Raw genomic sequence first — 21,780 nt, forward strand, 5'->3', positions numbered from 1 at the left:
TTGGCGGCATTGTCATTTATGGAGTTCAGTCGATGAAACGCGAGCAGGTCCGCGAGCGCCATGCAGAAGGACTTATCTGCGCCACCCATGTGATACAGAATCCTGCGAGCCCCGGGGAATGGATCGTCTTCTTCAAGAAAAGCGCCGGACGCAGTTTCTTTCTCGTGGATGACCAGGACGAAGTCGAATCCTTCGGCCGGCTCGATGACCTGATCGAGACCTTGCGGGGCCTGGGGATCAAGTTCGCCGAGATTCACATCTAGCTTATTTGCAGACGACCACGACACTGCGGCTGGTGAAGTTCCCGACGTCGACGCCCAAGGTTTTTTCGCTGTCCTTGGCCTGTGGCGTGCCATCGGTGCCGACGATGCGGTAGCCGGTGCCGGCGCATGAGGCATCCGCCTTCTCATAGCAGGTGGCCCAGGAGTTGGCTTCGCCCGAACAGTCGATGGACAGGCCTTGCTCGCCGTTATCCAGGTAGGTTTTTTCCGCCGAGGCACAACCTGCCAGGGCCAGGACTGCGGACAGCGCCAGGAGTGTCTTCATGGGGAGAGTCATCGAGAAGGGAAGGATGGCGCGAGATTATAGCGAATGGCCATTCCGGTACAGCTAAACCAATGGCCCCTTCGAGCACCCAGGCGTCGAAGGGGCTGGTCGATTACTTCTTGCGGCGATTATTGCGCGCTGGCGCCTGTTCGCGCTCCCGGGGCGCCGGTGCAGAGCGCTCGTCCTGGAAGACCGCGGCGACTTCCACCGCCATCGTCTTGCTGGGCAAGGGGCCGGCGACCTGCTCGCCATGGTAGTTGATAATCCACCATTGGCCGTCCTTGTCCTGGCTGACCGAATAACCGTTTGCGTTCTGTGTTGCCGACATCTAGCTGCCTCGTTGGCGGGATCAAGGCGGCCATGATACGCCAAATACCCGCAAACAGCGCTGATGGGCGTACAGTGGGGACCGCTGGAACCATCGAAGCGAAAGGCGATTGAACTATCCGCCGGTTTATTTCTCTATGATGGCATCGGTTGGCCAGTGCAGGCATTGTAAGCCGCCTGCCGGCTGATTAGACTGCGCCGAAACTTGTACACACCGCCTTTTCAAGGACTTATATGATCAAGAAATGCTTGTTCCCAGCAGCCGGTTACGGTACTCGCTTCCTGCCAGCGACTAAAGCCATGCCCAAAGAAATGCTGCCGGTGGTGAACAAGCCACTGATCCAGTACGGCGTCGAAGAAGCCCTCGATGCAGGCCTGACGGAAATTTCCATCGTCACCGGCCGTGGCAAGCGCGCCCTGGAAGACCATTTCGACATCAGCTACGAGCTGGAAAACCAGATCAAGGGCACCGACAAGGAAAAATACCTGGTCGGCATTCGCAAGTTGCTGGACGAGTGCTCGTTCTCCTACACCCGCCAGACCGAAATGAAAGGCCTGGGCCACGCGATTCTCACCGGCCGCCCACTGATCGGTGACGAACCGTTCGCCGTGGTCCTCGCGGACGACCTTTGCGTCAACCTGGAAGGCGACGGCGTACTGACCCAGATGGTCAAGCTGTACAAGCAGTTCCGCTGCTCCATCGTGGCGATCCAGGAAGTGGATCCGCAGGAAACCAACAAGTACGGTGTGATCGCTGGCGAAATGATCCGCGACGACATCTACCGCGTCCACAGCATGGTTGAAAAACCAAAGCCTGAAGATGCACCGTCGAACCTGGCGATCATCGGCCGCTACATCCTGACCCCGGACATCTTCGACCTGATCGAACAGACCGAGCCAGGCAAGGGCGGTGAAATCCAGATCACCGACGCCCTGATGAAACAGGCCCAGAACGGCTGCGTCATGGCCTACAAGTTCAAGGGCAAGCGTTTCGACTGCGGTGGCGCCGAAGGTTATATCGACGCGACCAACTTCTGCTTCGAGAACTTCTACAAGACCGGCAAGGCTTACTGATAAGCCTGCGTCGCGCTTGAAAAAAACGCCCCGACTGGTTCGGGGCGTTTTTTTGCCTGGAGTTTCCCATAAACACGCAGAAACCTGTGGCGAGGGGATTTATCCCCGTTGGGCTGCGCAGCGGCCCTGAAATCTGAGACGAAGATGTATCAGGCTGATCGCATTCGGAGCTTTTGGGGCCGCTGCGCAGCCCAGCGGGGATAAATCCCCTCGCCACATGGATGAGTTGGGCCTCCGGTAGTCTCACTCCATCGTTTGGCTTTTCGTTTTCCGTCCCCATAATCAATTGCAACGCTGCCCGATCTGGCTGCTCCGCGCAGGAACAGCAGGTATGCTGACAACCTGCCGAAGGAGATAGATGATGGCCTACGATTTTGATCTGTATGTGATTGGCGCCGGTTCCGGTGGTGTGCGGGCGGCGCGGTTTGCCGCGGGGTTTGGCGCAAAAGTGGGCGTGGCGGAAAGCCGCTACCTGGGCGGTACGTGCGTGAACGTCGGTTGCGTGCCGAAAAAACTGCTGGTCTACGGAGCGCATTACGCCGAGGACTTCGAACAAGCGTCGGCCTACGGCTGGACGGCGGGCGAGGCGAGTTTCGACTGGGCGACGCTGATTGCCAACAAGGATCGCGAGATCAATCGCCTCAACGGCATCTACCGCAATCTGCTGGGCAACAGTGGCGTCACGCTGCATGAAGGCCACGCCCGGATCACCGGCCCTCACGAAGTCGAGATCAACGGCGAGCGCCATACCGCCGAGCACATCATGATCGCCACGGGTGGCTGGCCGGTGATCCCGGATATTCCAGGGCGCGAGCACGCCATCAGTTCCAACGAGGCGTTTTTCCTGAAGACGCTGCCCAAGCGCATGCTGGTGGTGGGCGGCGGCTACATCGCGGTGGAATTCGCCGGGATCTTCCACGGCATGGGCGCGCAAACGTCCTTGCTCTATCGCGGCGACCTGTTCTTGCGTGGCTTCGACGGCGCAGTGCGCAAGCATCTGGCCGAGGAGTTGCAGCGTCGTGGCCTGGACCTGCAATTCAATGCAGACATCCAGCGCATCGACAAAGAAGCCGACGGCAGCCTGAAGGTGACACTCAAGGACGGTCGCACGCTGTCCACCGATTGCGTGTTCTACGCCACTGGCCGGCGACCGATGCTGGACAACCTCGGCCTGGAGAACACCGGCGTGACGCTGGACGAAAAAGGCTTTGTCCAGGTCAACGAAAAATACGAGACCGCCGAGCCGTCGATCCTGGCCATAGGCGACGTGATCGGCCGCGTGCAGCTCACGCCTGTCGCGTTGGCTGAAGGCATGGCGGTGGCGCGACGCCTGTTCAAGCCCGAGCAGTATCGCCTGGTGGATTACCGGATGATTCCCACGGCCGTGTTCAGCCTGCCGAACATCGGCACGGTTGGCCTGACGGAAGAGCAGGCCCGGGAGGAGGGCCATGAGGTGCAGATTTTCGAAAGCCGTTTCCGGCCGATGAAGCTGACCCTCACCGAGTGCCAGGAACGCACGCTGATGAAGCTGGTGGTCGATGCCAAGTCCGACAAAGTGCTGGGTTGCCACATGGTCGGGCCGGACGCAGGGGAAATTGTCCAGGGCCTGGCGATTGCCCTGAAGGCCGGCGCGACCAAGCGTGACTTCGACGAGACCATCGGCGTACACCCGACCGCTGCCGAAGAATTCGTCACCATGCGTACGCCCACTGCCTGATCTCCTCCCCAGAACAAGGCTGCGATCCCTTTGATCCAGCCTTGTGAACTGTTTGGCAACCGCTGCGATCAACCGATCGCCGCCTTCCGCAGCTTCCACAGATTTCTTCTATCTATATGGATTCCTGATAGCCAAAACCAATCATTCGCATGAGGTTTGGCAATGAGCCAATAGCGGAATGAATGGCTAAGATTCACCCCATCAACTTTTCAACCCCTGACGGAGAGTCAACGATGCCTATCATCAACAGCCAAGTTAAACCGTTCAAAGCTACCGCTTTCAAAAACGGCGCATTCGTCGAAGTGTCGGATGCTGACCTGAAAGGCAAGTGGTCTGTCGTGTTCTTCTACCCGGCTGACTTCACCTTCGTTTGCCCAACCGAGCTGGAAGACCTGGCCGACAACTACGCCGAATTCCAGAAACTGGGCGTCGAGATCTACAGCGTGTCCACCGACACTCACTTTGCCCACGCTGCCTGGCACAACACTTCGCCAGCCATCGGCAAGATCCAGTACACCATGATCGGCGACCCGACCCTGGCAATCTCCCGCAACTTCGACGTGCTGATCGAAGAAGCAGGCCTGGCTGACCGCGGTACTTTCGTGATCAACCCAGAAGGCCAGATCAAGATCGTTGAAATCAACGACGGCGGTGTAGGCCGCGACGCTTCCGAGCTGCTGCGCAAGATCAAGGCTGCTCAGTACGTTGCCGCTCACCCAGGCGAAGTCTGCCCAGCCAAGTGGAAAGAAGGCGAGGCCACCCTGGCTCCGTCCCTGGACCTGGTCGGCAAGATCTAAGTCCGTGAGTCATCCGAGGGCGATCCGCTCTTGATCAGGTAAGCCGCTTCGCCCCAAAAAACGCCCGGGCGAGATTCGCTCGGGCGTTGTTTTTTCTGAAATTCAAACATGGAAATCGCCCGTATGTTGGACGCCAATCTTAAAGCTCAGTTGAAGTCATACCTGGAACGGGTCACCCAGCCGATCGAGATCGTTGCATCCCTCGACGACGGTGCGAAATCCCAGGAAATGCTCGCGTTACTCAAAGACGTTGCCAGTCTTTCCAATCAGATTACCTTGCTCGACAACGGCACCGATGCGCGCAAGCCATCGTTCTCGTTGAACCGCCCCGGAGCCGATATCAGCCTGCGTTTCGCCGGCATTCCCATGGGGCATGAATTCACTTCGCTGGTGCTGGCCCTGCTGCAAGTCGGTGGCCACCCTTCGAAGGCCAGTGTCGAAGTGATCGAACAGATCCGCTCGCTCAAGGGCGAGTTCAACTTCGAGACGTATTTCTCGCTGTCGTGCCAGAACTGCCCGGACGTGGTCCAGGCGCTGAACCTGATGGCCGTGCTGAACCCGAACATCAAGCACGTCGCCATCGACGGCGCGCTGTTCCAGGCCGAAGTCGATGAACGCCAGATCATGGCCGTGCCAAGCATCTACTTGAACGGTGTGAACTTCGGCCAGGGCCGCATGGGCCTGGAAGAAATCCTCGCCAAGATCGACACCAGCGGCATCGAGCGCCAAGCCGAGAAGATCAGCGCCAAGGATGCCTTTGACGTGTTGGTGGTTGGCGGTGGCCCGGCCGGTGCCTCGGCGGCGATTTACGCAGCGCGTAAAGGCATCCGCACCGGTGTGGCGGCCGAGCGTTTCGGCGGCCAGGTGCTCGACACCATGGCCATCGAGAACTTCATCTCGGTCCAGGAAACCGAAGGCCCGAAACTGGCCGTTGCCCTGGAAGAACACGTCAAGCAGTACGACGTGGACATCATGAACCTGCAACGCGCCGACGCCTTGGTGCCTGGCACGGACGGCGGGCTACATGAAGTCAGGTTCGCCAGCGGCGCAAGCCTCAAGGCCAAGACCGTAATCCTGGCGACCGGCGCCCGCTGGCGCGAAATGAACGTGCCGGGTGAGCAACAATATCGCAACAAAGGCGTGGCTTACTGCCCGCACTGCGACGGTCCACTGTTCAAGGGCAAGCGCGTTGCGGTAATCGGTGGCGGCAACTCCGGCGTTGAAGCGGCCATCGACTTGGCCGGTATCGTGTCCCATGTGACCCTGCTGGAGTTCGACGTGCAATTGCGTGCCGACGCAGTGTTGCAGCGCAAACTGCACAGCCTGCCGAACGTGACGGTGATCACCAACGCCCAGACCACTGAAGTAACCGGCGATGGGCAGAAGGTCAACGGCCTGCGCTACAAGGATCGTCCGAGCGGTGAATTGCGCGACGTGGCGCTGGAAGGGATCTTCGTGCAGATCGGCCTGTTGCCTAATACCGATTGGCTCAAGGGCACCGTCGAGTTGTCACCGCGTGGCGAGATCATCGTCGATGCCCGTGGCGAAACCTCGATCCCGGGTGTGTTCGCCGCCGGTGACGTGACCACCGTGCCGTACAAGCAGATCGTGATCGCCGTGGGCGAGGGGGCCAAGGCTTCGTTGAGCGCCTTCGATCACCTGATCCGCACGTCCGCGCCGGCCTGATCGCCAGTCGCTGAAACAACAAAACCCCATGGGCCTTGGCTCATGGGGTTTTTTATTTCGAATTACGCATTCTCCTGTGGGAGCGAGCTTGCTCGCGATAGCTGCAGCACATTCAGTATTGATGTGCCAGACAGACCGCTATCGCGAGCAAGCTCGCTCCCACAAGGGGGCTGATGTGGTTATAGAACTTGTAACGGCGCAGGCTGGATGATCTCGACCCAGTAGCCATCCGGGTCCTTGATGAACGCCAGGCTTTTCATGCGGCCATCGTTCAGGCGTTTCTGGAAGTCACAGCCCAGCGCTTCGAAGCGTTCGCAGGCGGCGACGACGTCCGGCACCGAGATGCAGATGTGGCCAAAACCGCGCGGGTCGGTGTTGCCGTTGTGGTAGGCAAATGCCGGGTCGTTTTCGGTGCCATGATTGTGGGTCAGTTCGAGAATACCGGGGATCGACTTCATCCACTCGGTGCGCGCCGCCGCGTCCGCCGGGATCTGGTTTTTGTCCACCAGCGCCAGGAAATACAGGCTGAATTCGGCTTCAGGGAAATCACGTTTTTCCACCAGGGAAAAACCCAGCACGCGGGTATAGAAGTCCAAGGATTTGGTAATGTCCTTGACCCGCAGCATGGTGTGGTTGAAGACGAACTTGGCCGTGGCGGTGTCAGGTTGGGCGGTGACGCCAGGAAAAGAGTTGAGTGCTTGCAGGCTCATGGGCCCTCCGGAAAATAAGTGGGGCAAACGGCGTCGCAACTTGGGCGCGACGATCCTGGGCTTGCGCTGGACGGCTTCCTTGCAGGTGTGTCCATGATACGCAAGGGGCATGGCATCGCCAAACATCGCTATTGCCTGGTGATGCCACGCCCATCAGACTTCAGGATTCGCCCTGGAGTGCGTGCAATGTTTCGATCGTTCCTTCCGCTGTCTTTTTTACTGTTCGCCGTCGTGGCGAGTGTCGATGCCGGAGCGGCCGAACCGCAGGTAATCTGGCCCCAGGGCTGGAAAGTCGAGTCGTTGTCTGCCGATGCGCCGGCACCGGGCACCCACCGGCAGCGTGCGACCAAGAGCGACCTTTCAGGTAATGCCTTGATGGTCATGGAACTGACTGTAACGCCTGTAGCGGCGGATCATCAGCCGAACTTGCAAGGCGTGTTGCTGGAAATGCGAAAGTCCCTGCAAAAGGATTTTTTCCAGGGCGGCTATCAAAGCGTCTGCAATAAGATTCACCCTTCCATGTTGGGCGGCGTAACGGCATTGGAAACCACTTGCACGATCACGCAGAACGGGCGTCATGTATTGTCACAAACGTTGGTCGTAGCACTAAGCGAGGGCAGCGCCTACGTGCTGTCCTATGCTGGGCAGGCGCAGGTGTATGTTGAAAGCCAGGACGAAATACAGTCAGTACGAAATAGCCTGAAACTATAAGGCCTCGGTGTACTACTCTGGAATTACTTCCAAAGTTCAGCCATAAAAAAGCCCTGAATGTATTCAGGGCTTTTTCCACTAGTGTTGACTGTCAGCCACGCAGCCACGAATCGACCGTGCTTGCGCCGTACTTTTCCTTCCAGGCTTTCAGGCCGCGATGGTTGCCGCCCTTGGTTTCGATGAGTTCGCCGGTGTGTGGGTTCTGGTAAACCTTGACGACCCTGGCCCGGCGGGTCTTTGGGGTCTTGGCGGAGAGGCTGCCCGACTTGGACGGGTTCGGCTCGAGGATCGCGATAATGTCACGCAGGCCTTTGCCGTAGGTTTTCATCAGCCCCTGGAGCTTCTCTTCGAATTCGATTTCTTTCTTGAGCCCGGCGTCATTCTTCAGTGCCTCCAGCTGTGCGAGCTGTTCCTGAAGGGCCTTCTCGGCTTTGCGAAATTCAGCGAGTCTGGACAATATCAATACTCCAATAGAAATAAATGGCTGATACCAACCGCAAACAAAGCTATAAGCCAAGCGCTTTGTAGCGACTCGGTGACTAATGACTCTCCTGCTATCTGGTACAGGCAGAAAAAATTGTAGTAGTTAAACCGAAAAGTGTAAATCGTAACTTTTTCGTTATGTAACAACAGTAGACGTTCTAGCGAGAGCGCGCTTTCATCGTCAAGCGCTTGGCGGCGGAAAATGGCCACTAACGGTACTCGCTGTCGCAATAAATTTTTTCTCCTGATCGCACATATCAATAGACAGCACTCTATAAAGTTCACGCGTCGGGCTGCGGAAAGTCACTCTCACTCAGTAGGTTATTTAAGATTCGAGCTTGCTGTCACCCAAGCGAACGCCGCATCAGACCGGGTGCAACGCCTGGGCCAGTTCAATAAATGCAAGGGTTGCGGGAGAGGCCTGGCGGCGATCCAGCACGGCCATGCCGATCTGGCGTGGAACCCGTGGTGACAAGGCTCGTTTGGCGATACGTGGATCATCGAGGGGCGGCAACGAGCCTTCGGACACCACGCTTACCGCGTCGCCACGACTGACGATATCGAGCGTGCTGAGCAACTGCGAGCAGCGATAACGTACGTTCGGTGTGAGCCGAGCGGCATTGAACAGGCGCCAGACCAGTTCCGACGAGCCGGCCTCGGTGAGTATGAAAGGGTCGTTGCACAGCTCGCCGAGCTTGAGATTGGCCTGGGCGGCGAGGGGGTGAGCGGCGGGGAGCAGAGCGACCATTTGGTCCTCCATCAACGCGAATGTATCGAAGCGCTCTTCAGGCAAGACCACGAAGCCGACGTCGACTCGCCGTTCATCCAGCCACTGTAGAACCTGCCGGTCCGGCCCCTCGTCGACGTGCACCTCGATCCCCGGGTGCAAGGCACGGAAGCGCTCCAGGATGGACGGCAGCAACTTCATCGACGACGTCGGACCGAACGAGCCGATGCGCAACGTGCCGCGGCGCATCCCTCGGGCGTCGGCGGCTTCCTGGCGCAAGGTGTTCGCCAACCCGAGCATGGCCCGGGCCCGCAACAGCAACTGCTGGCCGATGTCGCTCGGCTCGACGAGGGACTGATGACGTCGGAACAATTCGACGCCCAATTCCTGTTCGAGGGTTTTGATGGCGTGTGACACCGCTGACTGGCCGATGCCCAGGCGTGTCGCGGCTGCCGTGAACCCGCGCAGCTCGGCGACCAGCGAGAAGATTTCGAGTTGGGTGAGTGTCATGAGGAAATGCTCATTTTACGATGATCGGACATGAGTAGAACAATACGACATCCCAACCATACACGGAACTTTGGCCCAGGCGCTTTTCCGTGGCGAGGGAGCAAGCTCCCTCGCCACAGGTAATTCGTCCTATTCAACGTGGTGAAACCATGAAAACCCTCGAACAAACCGTCCCAATCCCTTCAGACCTTCCGGTCTATCTAAAGCTCGCCATGGTCACGATGATCTGGGGCGGGACTTTCGTGGCCGGGCGGATCCTCTCCGATGCCCTGGCGCCCCTGTTCGCGGCCAGCCTGCGGTTCCTGCTGGCGAGTGGCGCGCTGTTGGTGTTTCTAGGCCTGGCCGGCATTCCCCTGGCCAGGCCCAGCCTGAAGCAGGGCGTGCAACTGGCGGTGCTGGGATTCTTCGGTATCTTCTTCTACAACCTGTGCTTCTTTTATGGCTTGCAGTACATCAACGCATCACGGGCCTCGCTGATAGTGGCATTGAATCCGGCCGTGATCGGGTTGGCCTCCTGGTGGCTGTTCAAGGAGCGGTTGGGGCGCTTGAAAATCATCGGCATCGCGCTGTGTATCGGCGGGGCGGGGCTGGTGATCGTCAGTCGTGATCCGTCCTTGCTGCAGGCAACGGGGCAGGGCTGGACCGGCGACTTGCTGATTTTCGGCTGCGTGCTGGGATGGGGCATTTATTCGCTGTTCTCCCGAAGCCTCAACGAAAGCCTTGGCCCGTTGCAGACGGTCACCTGGTCGATCCTGTTGGGCACGCTGATGTTGTGGGCTGCCTGTGCGACGGTGGGTGAGGTTCGCTTGGAGGCGTTGACCGCGCTGGACATCAGGCAATGGCTGAGCCTGCTATACCTCGGCGTGCTGGGCTCGGCCCTGGCCTACATCGCCTGGTATGACGGTATTCGCCGGATTGGCGCAACCCGTTCCGGCGTGTTCATCGCACTCAATCCGCTGACGGCGGTGTTGCTGGGGGCGTTGTTGCTGGACGAACGGCTCACGGCCCTGATGTGCGTCGGCGGCGGCGTGATTCTGGCGGGCATTTTCCTCTGCAACAAACCCCTTGCACGGTCGGCGCAAAAGGCAATTTGATACAGAAGGCGGACAAATCCAGTTACGCTGTGTAGAATCGGTTTACGCATACAAGAATAACGTCTTCTGGCAGCAGAAGCCTCGCCCGCAAGAGCCTTGGGTCGACAATGAAGATACTTGGGTTTCAACTGATCTATGGCGATTTCCTCGCCCGCAGCGTTCGTGGCATCTCCTGCGCGCCGCCCCGTGCCCTCAGCATCACTGGCAACTAACGTTTCCTGTTAATTGATAAGCATGATGAGGCGCCGACATGGCAGATCTATACGAAAACCCAATGGGCCTGATGGGCTTTGAATTCATCGAATTCGCGTCCCCTACGCCCAACACCCTGGAGCCGATCTTTGAGATCATGGGCTTCACCAAAGTGGCCACCCACCGGTCCAAGGATGTGCACCTGTATCGCCAGGGCGCGATCAACCTGATCCTCAACAACGAACCCCATAGCGTCGCTTCGTATTTCGCGGCCGAGCACGGTCCGTCGGTGTGCGGCATGGCGTTCCGGGTCAAGGACTCGCAAAAAGCCTACAAGCGCGCCCTGGAGCTTGGCGCCCAGCCGATCCATATCGAAACCGGCCCGATGGAGCTGAACCTGCCTGCCATCAAAGGTATCGGCGGCGCGCCGCTGTACCTGATCGACCGTTTTGGCGAAGGCAGTTCGATCTATGACATCGACTTCGTGTTCCTCGAAGGCGTCGACCGCAACCCGGTGGGCGCGGGCCTGAAAATCATCGATCACCTGACCCACAACGTGTATCGCGGGCGCATGGCCTACTGGGCGAACTTCTACGAGAAGCTGTTCAACTTCCGCGAGATCCGTTACTTCGACATCAAGGGCGAATACACCGGCCTGACCTCCAAGGCGATGACCGCTCCGGACGGCATGATTCGCATCCCGTTGAACGAAGAATCGTCCAAGGGCGCCGGCCAGATCGAAGAGTTCCTGATGCAGTTCAACGGCGAGGGCATCCAACACGTGGCGTTCCTCACCGACGACCTGATCAAGACCTGGGACCAGTTGAAGAAAATTGGCATGCGCTTCATGACCGCGCCGCCGGACACCTACTACGAAATGCTCGAAGGTCGCCTGCCGAACCACGGTGAACCTGTCGGTGAGCTGCAATCGCGTGGCATTTTGCTGGACGGTGCGTCCGAGCAAGGCGATAAGCGCCTGCTGCTGCAGATATTTTCGGAAACCCTGATGGGCCCGGTGTTCTTCGAGTTCATCCAGCGCAAGGGCGACGACGGCTTCGGCGAGGGCAACTTCAAGGCCCTGTTCGAGTCGATCGAGCGCGACCAGGTGCGTCGTGGTGTGCTCGCGACCGAATAAAGCCTGACCCATGAAAAAGCCCGCCCGGCAATGACGCCGGGCGGGCTTTTTTGTTGGGCGCAGGCTACCGCTTCATCCGGATTTTCTTTGCATCAGGAACTCGGCGGGCGACGTAACCCCAGGGCATTTTCAAGGTGGGTTGTAAGAGCGTCCAGATCGTTGAACAGATGGGCATCCGTAAGGTTCCATTCCGGACGGTTGATAAATACCTTGCCCGAAGCTTTTTCCGTGCCGACCAGTGTTCTTTTGACCGAGCTATCCTTCGACCGGTGATAGATCGCGACGCCTTCAGGCCGGCGTTCGACCAGGTACATCCCAGGCCGGGTTAGCTGTGGGTGCATGTCCCTGAGCCGGGGCGGCGACACGGGGATAACCGTTGTTCCGTTGATCTGTTTTCGATTGTTGGCTTTCAGTGCCCATACCAGTTCGTCCAGGCTACGGAATCGCACGTTGCTTACTTGGGCCAATTCGAAACCGTGAGGGGAAAGTTCCGTGATATGGACCCAGAATCGGTCATTTGCCATGGACACGTCGTAAGCAATGAATTGTCCGGGCACGTTCGTCGCCAGGTACAGCTCAAATCCGTCTCCCTTTCTTTCAATCAAGAATTCGTCCGGCCTGTTCAGCAGTTTTCCGGGACTGATAGGCGCACGTGGTACCGCCTGTTCGCTGACTTTTACCTCTAGGAGCAGATCCGATTTCACATAGTGGTGGCCGAAATGCGTAACGTGTCGGCTTCCAGACGGTACTGCGATAGGCAACAAACTCTTGATCACCTCACCTTGGTCCGGCACAACGCGCATAGGTTGCCCACCGACATCTATCACACGCACCCCGATCACACCTTGCAGTTCAGCGAGTCCCGGGATGTCCTGGACAGTATTGGCCTGGCTACTTTCGACCAATGCCACCCATTTGTGCGGGCCGCGCTTGCCTTGGTCGGCTTGGATTACGGTATGGGCCATGTACTTGAAGAGGCTGGCGCGATTGGCGTCATGCAACCTCAGGTCACGGTTGAAACTGACAGACGTGTCGAGCGCCTTTACTCCGATGCCATTCGCCTGGGCGGCGTTCACCAGGTTTACCAACGAATAGGGGCCTAGCGGATCCATCTGCTGCAGTTGGTCCTGGCGCCGAAGGTTATCTCGCAGCGAGGCGGGCATCACACCGTCGGACGCGAACGCATCGAGCAGCGGTTGGTCGTACTCGGTGATCAGGTTTTCCATGTACAGCGTTTTGACCTGTTGCGCTTCCAGGTCCTGCATGTGTTCGATCAGGAATTTCCTGGCACCCGTGGCGTTATAAGCGGTTCCCATGACCAGCCCGCTGGCGTCACGGTAGACACCGCCAAGAATCGCCGAGGCTGAACTGTAGCGTTGCAATGTCGGCGTTGGCGGCCTGGGGAGGTCTACGGGTTTTTTTTCAAAGAAAAAGTGTCGACTGTCCTCCCGCGCATCCGAGGCGCGATATAACTGTTCCAGTTGCGCCATCTTGCGGTTGTAGTCACGGATTACCGTAATAAAACGATGGTCGCTGTTAGGGTCGTCCGACAGGGGGAATTTACGAATATCGGATTCAAAATGGGGCCGGTATCGACTGGAGAGCTCATAGGGCATCAGTCCCTGGCCACCGGCTTCCAGCCTCACGTCAACGGGCGAGAGTGCCGGCTCCTGGGCAACCCGCATCGCCGGGCCGGATGGCAGGTCTTCAACATGGACATTCATCACGCCCTGCAGTTGCGCCAGGCTGGGAGGGGACGTCACGCCACGCTGCTGCAATTCGAGCAGCCTCTTCTGGCGCGCAGCGGCGGTTTTCCCTTGATAATCGGGCGCCGTTACCAGCGCGACCCACTTGCCTTGCGGATGGCTGAGCCGGTCGGCGTTGATGACGTGATGGGCGTGATAAGTGAAGAGCCCTCGCCTTAGATCTTCGATCGAGAGTTCGGCCTGGTACCGGGCGGCGCAATCCAGTGCTCTTACTCGTATGCCGTTCTCGCGCGCCGCGCTAATGAGGTTCTGGTAGGTGTAAGGCATATGACCAGAGGCATCGGAATTCACATCCACGTGGTGCAGGCGATTTTTCAGGCGGCGGTCCATTACGCCGCTGCGGGCAAAAGCATCCAGGGCGCTCTGGTCAATGTCGGTCCTGAGGCGGTCCAGGTATAGCGTGGTCACGCCGTTGCCGGCCAGTGTCGACATGTTATCGATCAATTGCATCTTGCTGCCGATGCCGAAGTATTGTTCGGTGAGCACCATGCCTTGAGCGGGCTCGAGCATTGTCTGCACGAATCTGGCGAAAGTCTCCGTGCCAACCAGTTGGGGGGCTGGAAGGCGAGAGGCTGGCGTGACCGTTTTGAAAAAGGAGTCGGCGTCCGCTTTCAGTTTTGCCTGTTGACTTTGATAGAGCGGCTTCAAGGTCGCGCCGCGCTCCTGAGGGTCCTGACCGAGCAATGCCTCGCTTCGTCGATCAAAACTCGCTCGGTGTTCCATGCTCACCTGATAAGGAAGCAGCTTCATGGCGAAGGGGTTTTCACGCCAGGAAGTTGAGCCGTCAGGCCTATGGAGCGCAAGGCTCGAAGGCTTCGCCCCCTGCGTATCCCAGGCGCAATACGCGCCCAGGGCTTGATCGAAAACAACCCTGACGACCTGGCCGTCTGCCAAATCGACGTAGTGTTCAGTGCCCTTGACCCGAAGTCCGTCTTCGCGGGCAGGCGACAATCCTTCGGGTGGGTTGTGCGCATAGCTGGCCAGTGGACGTTCTGGGTTACCTGCACTCGTTGAGCTGCCATCTGAAGGGTCGATCAATTCGACCCCCGACGATCGCGGCGTGTCGGGCGCTGGCCTGCTGGAAGGGCCTGGCACCGGCGTAGAGGTTGAAGGACTCGGTGTGCTTGTGGCGACCGGCACCCTCACATGAGTCGGCAGCCGCGGAAAATCGGGTACGGTGGTCGCGCCTGGGGCAGGCGTGGGTATGTCCGTTCCCTTTGGACGTATAGGGTTTCTTGGAGACATTGTTTCTTCCTTGAAGTGTTTCACATGGGAATGGCCTTCAACTGTCGAGGCATACCGCGGCGGTGTGTTGACGGTTTTTTCTGAAGGCCGGTTGATTTGTCTGTTTGTTTGAAGTGCTGTCGGAACGCTCCTTCAGTGTTTTGCAACCGTGCCGACGACCAAGTCCGAACTGGTGACCTCCCGCGTTTCGTCGGTGTCGACAACCCATCTGTGCTCCTGGGTGTCGTAGAAGATCGCCCCATGGGTGCCATCGGCGAGGCGAACGCCGCCGACGCTCAGGAACGTCGTCGCCAGGCTGTCCTGTGCCTCATGGGCCTTGATCTCTCGTTCCAGTGTGAGGGCATTGGTGGAAGGGCCCGCGTCGATGCTCAGCAACCGCGCTTTTGCCGAACGGAAGTCGATCTGATAACAACTGCCGGACGCGAGCATGACATGCACCGTGTCCAGGGACTCGTGGCCGTCCGATACTTGCGCAAGCGACACCCGCACGTCGTCCATCAATAACCAGGTTTTGCCGACGCGCAGATCGTCGTGGTTCAGATTCACGTCCAGGGCTTGGGTGTGCAATTCCCAGAATGAACGATGGGCCGCGCTGGTCGAGGACAACTGAATGGTCGCGCCAGGGCTGGGGTGGATTTCGTAAGAGGACGCATTGCCTTGCAGGCTATAGATGCTGGTGTGTTGACGTTCAGGCAGCTTGACTATTTGTGGCTTGGCAGGCAGCCGTACGACTTCGTGAGTGGGGGATTGGAAGAGGTAGCGACCGCCACGTCGGTGTAACGCGTGGCGGCCCTCGATCTCCCGAATCCCTGGGTTGCGATGATCATCGTAGAAGGACATTTGCGGGGCGCCAACGCGGTAGGAACTCCCATCGCGCAGCGTCAGGATGATGGGGTGCGCAAGTGCCACACCCGTGGACATGAGCGTGCCCGTTACGTTCGATGGAATACCCGGGGCGTTTTTCAGCCAGTGTTTTAGCGTTAGCCGGGTACCGTCCGAGAACTGCAGCACCAGCCTCATGTCGCTGTACGTCAGGTAGTTGAAATGGCCGACGTATCGGCTGTCGACATGGTAATGCGCGCTTACGGTGTCCAGCTCATCGGCGTCATAGTCGACGAACAAGGTAGTGCTCGCTCGGGGGTGGCTTTCCTGAAGTTGGATAACCGGGCTGTTGCATCCCCTGGGAATGAAATAACTGTCGTCAAGGGCGGGCAGCAGGACATCGGTTCCGCCGTTGAAGATGATCGGTGGGAGCGCGGGAACACCTTGTTTGGTTATGATCACGCTGATTTCGTGATCGCCCGGGAGGAGCAGCTCGGCAGGCAGATCCGGCTTGAGCGTAAAACCGTCCCGTGTCATGAATAACAACGCGTCGTTACGCAGGGTTCGGCTGCCCTCAACCTGGGCATAGACATCGGTGAGGAAAACTTCCCGAGGCGACAGCTCCGCGTCCACGCCACGGGACACCGTCACCTTCAACGATGTGCCTTGTACCCACCAGCCCTGAATCGCTTCCAAGGGGCAATCGAATTCAACGATGCTCAGGTCCTTGCCATCCTCAGCGATATGTACGCTGCCGCTTTCCACGGCAATGAAGTAGCGATCATTGCCCGGGCCGCCATCGACCCGATTGAATTGCCCCATCAGGCGGAACTGATCATCGCCGCCTCCGCCGGTCGCGGTGTCATCGAAGCCATTGAGCGTGATCCTGTTGGCCTGCCGATCGCCAACGACTCGGCTGCTGCCGCCCGGCAGCGTCTCGACGTTTTCGATGGAAGTCATCTTCGCGTAATAGACCGGGGCGGTATCGGCGTGGGACTTCAACAGGGATATCCCACCGGTCAGATCAATCTCGTGACCGGTATAGGCAAGGTCATCGAAGGGGTGGACCTGGCCCTGCAGGGACACCGTGTCGTTACCTGCGCCGCCATGCAGGGCATTCATTGCCTCAGTGGCTGGCGTCTTGAGGCTCTCGCTGGCTTGGAACATGAACGCATCGTCTTCGGTTCCACCTGTCAAATTTTTCTTGCCGGTGGAAAAACTGAAATAGTTGGGCTTGTCGCGCACGCCGATCACCTGATCGTTGCCGGCGCCCAATTGCCAGTAGACGCCTTTGTTTTTTCCTGACTCCCCGGTAATGACGCCAGACACCCGGTCCAGTCCGTTGGAGGCATCGATCCGATCATCGCTTTGCGCAACCGTTGGTACGTTGACTTGCTGGTAAGGCAGCTCGCCGTCCTTCCATTGAAATTTCCAATACTTGACCGGTTGCATCTCGACGTTGAAATGGCCACTGACAATCGCTTCCACACTGGGCTTCAGTTCACCGTCCAATAGCTTGCGTGCTTGTTCCTTCAGGGTCTTGGTGTAGCTCGTTCGTGTCTGCTCGACCTGGTAGCGTTCCAGCACGTTGGTGTCCAGGTCTTGACCGGTGAAAGCGAACCAACCCGAACGCCAGCGCTCATTGATGCTGAGCTCGATATAGTCATCGATGTCGTCAACCTGACGGACCGCACCGTAGATCGTGGCCCCCAGTATCAAGGTCGCGCACGCCAACAGCCCGATGGGGCCGGCGGAGCTGAACCCGGCCAGGGCCGCTGCGCCGATGGCAACCGTGAGGCCGGCGCTCGCCACGCTCATGCCGCCGGCAACATAGTGGTCCATGGCTTGCTTGCCTGACGTTTTGCCGGCAGCGTCGAAGGCTTTTATTGCCTGGTAGATGTCGAAGGGCAGGGTGATGACACTGGCCATCAGGCCAGCCCCACGAACCAGCCATTTGCCCATTGAGGTCGTGCCGAATCCCTTGAGCACTTTGTCACCGTGGCGCAGCATTTCCTTGCCGGTTTGCGTGATCCCTTGCTCGACGAGAATGGACGTGACTTCGCCTCCAATTTCCGCCGCGGCGATCGCCACATCGAGATAGTTGCCTTTTTGCAGGCCATCGCGAATGCCCATGACACCGCTATAAAGGCCGTAGGCCTGCATGCCCAGGCCAGCGGTGATCATGCTTTGGCTCTTTACCGTATTGACCCACTTTGGTTTACCTGGAGCGACGGGTTGGCTCTTCAAGGCTTCCATCTTGCGTAAAGCGTCGATCAGTTTGTCGAGCTTGTTCATGGACTCGCTGGGAACCTGCCCTGGCGTCGTGTCAAAGAGGGGGGGCGTGCTTGATGATCGAACCGACGCCAGTTCGAAAAGTAGCGCAGCCGCATCGGGCGCATCGGGCGACGTTTGCGCCTGGATGTGATTCTCTACCATGAGTGGGTCGAACTGGATTGCATCGATCAGCGCTGCATCCGGTTGCAGAAGAAGCGCCGATTCGGTTTGGGTGGCGGACTGGCTGAGCCGCGCTCCCATGTAATAGAGCTCGACGCGGCTGATGCTCAACTCACCGATTTTTACGGGGCCCAGGCGCTCGTCCAGGTTGGCGATTGTCTCTCTGGGCGACAAGCGCCTGCTTGGCCGTGAGCCGTTGGGCTCGGGTGAGGGCTCGACGCGATCCGAGAGGATGACAGTAGCAGACGAAACTCGCTCTATCCGGGGCGTGGAAGACTCCCTTTGGGGAAACTCTGACATTGACAAATCCTTTTATCGTAGCGTTTTACCGAACGCCGTCCTGGCATTCGTAGGGCATGATAAAGAGAGTGTCGTTGCCGTGTGATTGGATTATGTATCCTGATGCTAGGGTCTGTACGAAATGTATCCGCACTCACCCATACTGTGTTGAAACGGGGCTCGGAATGCTCATGTACTCCAGTACACTGCGCTTCCTCGCCCCGTTTCGCCTTATCTGGCTTTCGCGCGAACACATTTCGTACAGACCCTGGCGCTCCGTCAGCTTGGGCGGCGCGGTGAAATCCACAACGGTGCGCGGTAAACATCGGACACAAAGGGGAGGCCGTAGCCCCGGTAGGTGACTGCGGCTGGTTTTTTAAAAGGGAGTTAATGACGTATATCGTCTGATGATCCAGAACCGTTCCGGCGGTCAGGTTCGAGCTGTTCCCTTACCGCGTCTCGGGATGGCTTTGAAGCACTCCCTGATCAAATGCCCGTACGCGGACCAAACTCTGCTTCGTCTCCAGATGCGTTATAAGCGTTTGCGCATTGGCATACAGGTTTTCCGCGCTCATCCCCCAATCGGGATGGTCGATATATACCTTGTCGGTTTTCTTGATCTTGTGGATCAGTATTCGTTCTACTTCACCGTGCCTGGTCCGATGGAACAGCTCGGCGCCATTGGGTTTGTAATTGATCACGTACTGCCCAGGCGCGGTGAGCAGCGGGCCTTGATCGAAGAGTAGAGGAGGCGAAACGGAAGTGACCGTCGTGCTGTGGACCTGGGTCATGCCGACGCTCTCGAATGTCAGCGCCAGGTTTTCCAGATTGCTGAATTTCACCTGACGGACCATTCGTAGGCGCTCGAAAACGTCGGGTATGTCGACTAGGAACTTGCCATCGCTCAGGCGCAGGGGGATGGTATGGAACCGTCCGAACTCGTTGGACAAAAGATACAATGTAGCGCTTTGTCCCACGTTTTCAATCAGGAATTCCGAGGGGCGATGCAATAACTTTCCGGGGCTGACGGGGGGGCGTGGTATCGGTTGGCTACTGACCCTCATCTCTACCAACAGATCCGATTTCACGAACTGATGGAAAGTGCGTGGAGGAGGGAAGGCACCTTGAGATGGTTGGATGGGCAGTAGATTCGAAAGAATTTCTCCCTCATCGGATACCACTCGGGTGGGTTGGCCGCCGACGTCGGTAACGCGAACCCCAACGGCACCTTGCAGCTCCGCGAGTCCTGGGGTATTGCGCACGGCATTGGCGTGCCCGCTTGCAACCAGCGCCAACCATTTATGAGGGCCGGCTTTAGCCTGATCATTCTGGATGATGGAATGGGCAATATATTTAAAGGCGCTTGAGCGCCCAGGGTCATACATTCTCAGGTCGTCCCGGAAAATGGCTGCCAGGTCGAGAGCGCTCACCTTGATACCGTGCTGCCGGGCGATGGTTACGAGCTTTTCCAACGAATGGTCGCTTTGCGGGTCCACCCGTTGAAGTTCGTCCTGACGACGAAGGTTAGCGCGCAACTCACCAGACATTATTCCCCCGGAGGCGAAACTTTCCAGTTGCGGCTGGTCGTACTCGACCATCAGGTTTTCCAGATACAGCGTCTTGACCTGCTGTTTTGCCAACACTTGCATGTTTTCAATCAGCAGGGTCCTTGCGCCCTTGGCGTCATAGGCGGCTCCCAGGACCAGTCCGTTGGATTGTTTATAAGCGTGCTGGAAAATATCCGAAGCCGGACTGTGGGGCGGCAATGTCGGTGGCGATGAATTTGGAAACGGCGAATGGCGATCAAAAAAGCGCTGGCTGGCATCGACAATATCCCAGGCGCGTCGGAAGCGTGCCCGTGCCGCTGTTTCGATATCGAAGCCTTCGAGTAGGTAAGGTTGGGCGGGAGGGGGACGCGAGGGATCAGCGTTTCGAATATCAGCTTTGAGAATGCTTAGGTAGCGACTGGGTAATTCATGCGGTACCAGCCCCTGATAACCCACTTCCAGGCTCAGGTCTGCAGTGGACTGCGGGGGCTCTTGTGTTATTCGCAGGATCGGATCGCGAGGAATATCCTCGATACGGATGTTCAGGATGTCCTCAAGTTCCACCCGTCTAGGCGTGTTTGGGTATTGGTCTGCAGCGTTGTCGGCATGTAGCTGCCGATAAGGGAGTGATTTTTTCTGACGCTCATAAGGGGCTTCTATCAGCGCGACCCATTTACCCTTGGGATGACTGAGTCTGTCAGCCTTGATTACCTGTGTCGCATGGTACGCAGAGTAACCTTTGAAGTCGCGGTAGAGCATGTCCTTCCAATGGTGCACCGCGCAGTCCAGCGCTCTGATCCGTATGCCATTGTTTTTCGCCGCACTGATCAAGCTCTCATAGGTGTAATAGGTGGATGGGAAATCAGATGTTTCTACGTCCAGGTGTTCCAGACGATGCTTCAGGCCACGGCTCACCACTGCGCTTTCGAAAAAATTATCCAGGGCGGGCTGATCTATGTCGATTCTGAAACGATGCAAGTAAAGCGTCTTCACTCCGATCGTTGCCAATGACGACATGTTGTCTATCAGTTGCATCTTGCCGCTGGCGCTGGCGTAATTTTCGGTGAAGATCGCACCTTGGGATTGCGCAAGAAGCGTCTCGACAAGCCTTGGAAAAGTATCGACGCCGACTAGAGACGGTATCGGCGGGCGAGGTGTCGGCGGGGTCGAATCGAAGTGCGCCAGCGCGTCGTCGCTCATGTGCATCAACTGCTTTTCGCAATACCGCCGCAGCGCTGAATAACGAACGTTGGTGTCCTGGCTGGTCGCCGCCTTGATGATTCGGTCAAAACTTGCTTGGTGCTCACTGTGCAATTGATAGCGGCGCAATCCCGTCGCGACAGTGTTTTCGCGCCAGTATGTTTCACCTTCCGGCCTGTAGAGCGCCGGGCCTGGAGGCTGCAATGGCCTCAAGCCCTTCGCGCAATATGCCGCCAGGATCGGATCATAGGTGACACCGGCGACTTGGCCATCCTCCAGATCCACATACATGTCAGTGCCCTTGGTCCGGATCCCGTCGTTATTGGGTGACGTCAACCCTTCGGGCCCGGCGAGCGCATAGCTGGCCAACGAATGTTCCAAGGGATGCGCCGCCGTCAAAATCCCCCTTGGGGAGTCGGTCACTTCGACTGTCGGCGGTTGCGCTTCGTTGTGGCGCGCAAGGGAGGTGCGTCCCGGCTCCGGCGTGGACGGGTGCGGGCTGCTTTCGGATATTCGCAATCCTGGAAAGTCAGGCAAGCGCGGGGTTTCTGGTGGCCTGATGGTAGGCTCAGACATTGGCCTACCCGTATTGGGCGGGCGTATGGGATTTCTTGGAGACATTTTTCATCCTTGAACTACACGTGCAATCATTTGTTGTCGGGCCCGCCGCAGCGGCCCTTCGGCTTGGACTTTCTACAGAACGCCGTCCTGGCATTCGTAGGGGCATGATAAAGAGAACGCCGTTGTCTTGTGATTTG

Annotated in this window: 16 protein-coding genes; 8 read left to right on the forward strand and 8 right to left on the reverse strand. The window is 58.0% G+C overall.

Going from position 1 to position 21,780, the window contains the following annotated elements:
* The first annotated feature begins 32 nt into the window (after positions 1–32).
* Complete coding sequence (locus tag Q7C33_RS12605) at positions 33–263, forward strand: hypothetical protein (protein WP_030142223.1); 231 nt, start codon at positions 33–35, stop codon at positions 261–263.
* A gap of 1 nt (position 264) precedes the next feature.
* Here the strand turns inward: Q7C33_RS12605 and Q7C33_RS12610 are convergent, their stop codons facing one another.
* Positions 265–546, reverse strand: a complete 282-nt coding sequence (locus Q7C33_RS12610) for a hypothetical protein (RefSeq protein ID WP_030142222.1) — start codon at positions 544–546, stop codon at positions 265–267.
* Between the two features lie 112 nt (positions 547–658).
* Positions 659–874 carry a hypothetical protein gene (locus Q7C33_RS12615; RefSeq protein WP_030142221.1) on the reverse strand — a complete coding sequence of 72 codons (216 nt, stop codon included), beginning with the start codon at positions 872–874 and terminating at the stop codon, positions 659–661.
* A gap of 233 nt (positions 875–1,107) precedes the next feature.
* On the opposite strand from Q7C33_RS12615, the gene galU reads away from it, so the two are divergent.
* The 4 genes from galU to ahpF all read left to right on the forward strand — a co-directional run bounded on the left by galU (position 1,108) and on the right by ahpF (position 6,147).
* Positions 1,108–1,947: a UTP--glucose-1-phosphate uridylyltransferase GalU gene (galU, locus tag Q7C33_RS12620; protein WP_003182953.1), complete on the forward strand. Its 840-nt coding sequence runs from the start codon at positions 1,108–1,110 to the stop codon at positions 1,945–1,947.
* A 361-nt stretch (positions 1,948–2,308) separates the two neighbouring features.
* Entirely contained in the window at positions 2,309–3,664 is a 1,356-nt protein-coding gene (gene gorA / locus Q7C33_RS12625) for a glutathione-disulfide reductase (RefSeq protein ID WP_407683482.1), read from the forward strand.
* A 233-nt stretch (positions 3,665–3,897) separates the two neighbouring features.
* Positions 3,898–4,461: an alkyl hydroperoxide reductase subunit C gene (ahpC, locus tag Q7C33_RS12630; protein WP_011061677.1), complete on the forward strand. Its 564-nt coding sequence runs from the start codon at positions 3,898–3,900 to the stop codon at positions 4,459–4,461.
* Positions 4,462–4,584: 123 nt separating this feature from the next.
* Positions 4,585–6,147 (forward strand): alkyl hydroperoxide reductase subunit F, encoded by a 1,563-nt coding sequence (ahpF, locus tag Q7C33_RS12635; protein WP_198798346.1) that lies wholly within the window; start codon positions 4,585–4,587, stop codon positions 6,145–6,147.
* A 179-nt stretch (positions 6,148–6,326) separates the two neighbouring features.
* On the opposite strand, the gene gloA is transcribed toward ahpF, so the two are convergent.
* Entirely contained in the window at positions 6,327–6,857 is a 531-nt protein-coding gene (gloA, locus tag Q7C33_RS12640) for a lactoylglutathione lyase (protein WP_198798343.1), read from the reverse strand.
* 186 nt (positions 6,858–7,043) lie between these two features.
* Here gloA and Q7C33_RS12645 point away from each other — a divergent pair, with 186 nt between their 5' ends.
* The gene (locus Q7C33_RS12645; RefSeq protein ID WP_217861708.1) at positions 7,044–7,568 is read left to right on the forward strand and encodes a DUF4946 domain-containing protein; all 525 of its coding nucleotides are present in this window, start codon (positions 7,044–7,046) and stop codon (positions 7,566–7,568) included.
* Positions 7,569–7,659: 91 nt separating this feature from the next.
* Here Q7C33_RS12645 and Q7C33_RS12650 read toward each other — a convergent pair whose 3' ends face one another.
* Both Q7C33_RS12650 and Q7C33_RS12655 read right to left on the reverse strand, forming a co-directional pair.
* On the reverse strand, positions 7,660–8,025 hold the full coding sequence (locus Q7C33_RS12650; protein ID WP_030142216.1) for a histone-like nucleoid-structuring protein, MvaT/MvaU family: 366 nt from the start codon (positions 8,023–8,025) through the stop codon (positions 7,660–7,662).
* 390 nt (positions 8,026–8,415) lie between these two features.
* Complete coding sequence (locus Q7C33_RS12655) at positions 8,416–9,288, reverse strand: LysR family transcriptional regulator (RefSeq protein ID WP_030142214.1); 873 nt, start codon at positions 9,286–9,288, stop codon at positions 8,416–8,418.
* 149 nt (positions 9,289–9,437) lie between these two features.
* On the opposite strand from Q7C33_RS12655, the gene Q7C33_RS12660 reads away from it, so the two are divergent.
* Both Q7C33_RS12660 and hppD read left to right on the forward strand, forming a co-directional pair.
* Positions 9,438–10,382 (forward strand): DMT family transporter, encoded by a 945-nt coding sequence (locus Q7C33_RS12660; protein WP_030142213.1) that lies wholly within the window; start codon positions 9,438–9,440, stop codon positions 10,380–10,382.
* 250 nt (positions 10,383–10,632) lie between these two features.
* Complete coding sequence (gene hppD, locus Q7C33_RS12665; protein WP_030142212.1) at positions 10,633–11,709, forward strand: 4-hydroxyphenylpyruvate dioxygenase; 1,077 nt, start codon at positions 10,633–10,635, stop codon at positions 11,707–11,709.
* 92 nt (positions 11,710–11,801) lie between these two features.
* Here the strand turns inward: hppD and Q7C33_RS12670 are convergent, their stop codons facing one another.
* The 3 genes from Q7C33_RS12670 to Q7C33_RS12680 all read right to left on the reverse strand — a co-directional run bounded on the left by Q7C33_RS12670 (position 11,802) and on the right by Q7C33_RS12680 (position 21,598).
* Positions 11,802–14,513, reverse strand: coding sequence for a membrane-targeted effector domain-containing toxin (locus Q7C33_RS12670; RefSeq protein WP_407683483.1), 2,712 nt, complete (start codon positions 14,511–14,513; stop codon positions 11,802–11,804).
* A 339-nt stretch (positions 14,514–14,852) separates the two neighbouring features.
* On the reverse strand, positions 14,853–18,170 hold the full coding sequence (locus Q7C33_RS12675; protein ID WP_407683484.1) for a hypothetical protein: 3,318 nt from the start codon (positions 18,168–18,170) through the stop codon (positions 14,853–14,855).
* A gap of 554 nt (positions 18,171–18,724) precedes the next feature.
* Positions 18,725–21,598: a membrane-targeted effector domain-containing toxin gene (locus Q7C33_RS12680; RefSeq protein ID WP_407683485.1), complete on the reverse strand. Its 2,874-nt coding sequence runs from the start codon at positions 21,596–21,598 to the stop codon at positions 18,725–18,727.
* Between the last annotated feature and the right edge of the window lie 182 nt (positions 21,599–21,780).

The organism is Pseudomonas sp. BP11-1-1 (genome assembly GCF_052112105.1).
Taxonomy (GTDB): domain Bacteria; phylum Pseudomonadota; class Gammaproteobacteria; order Pseudomonadales; family Pseudomonadaceae; genus Aquipseudomonas; species Aquipseudomonas alvandae.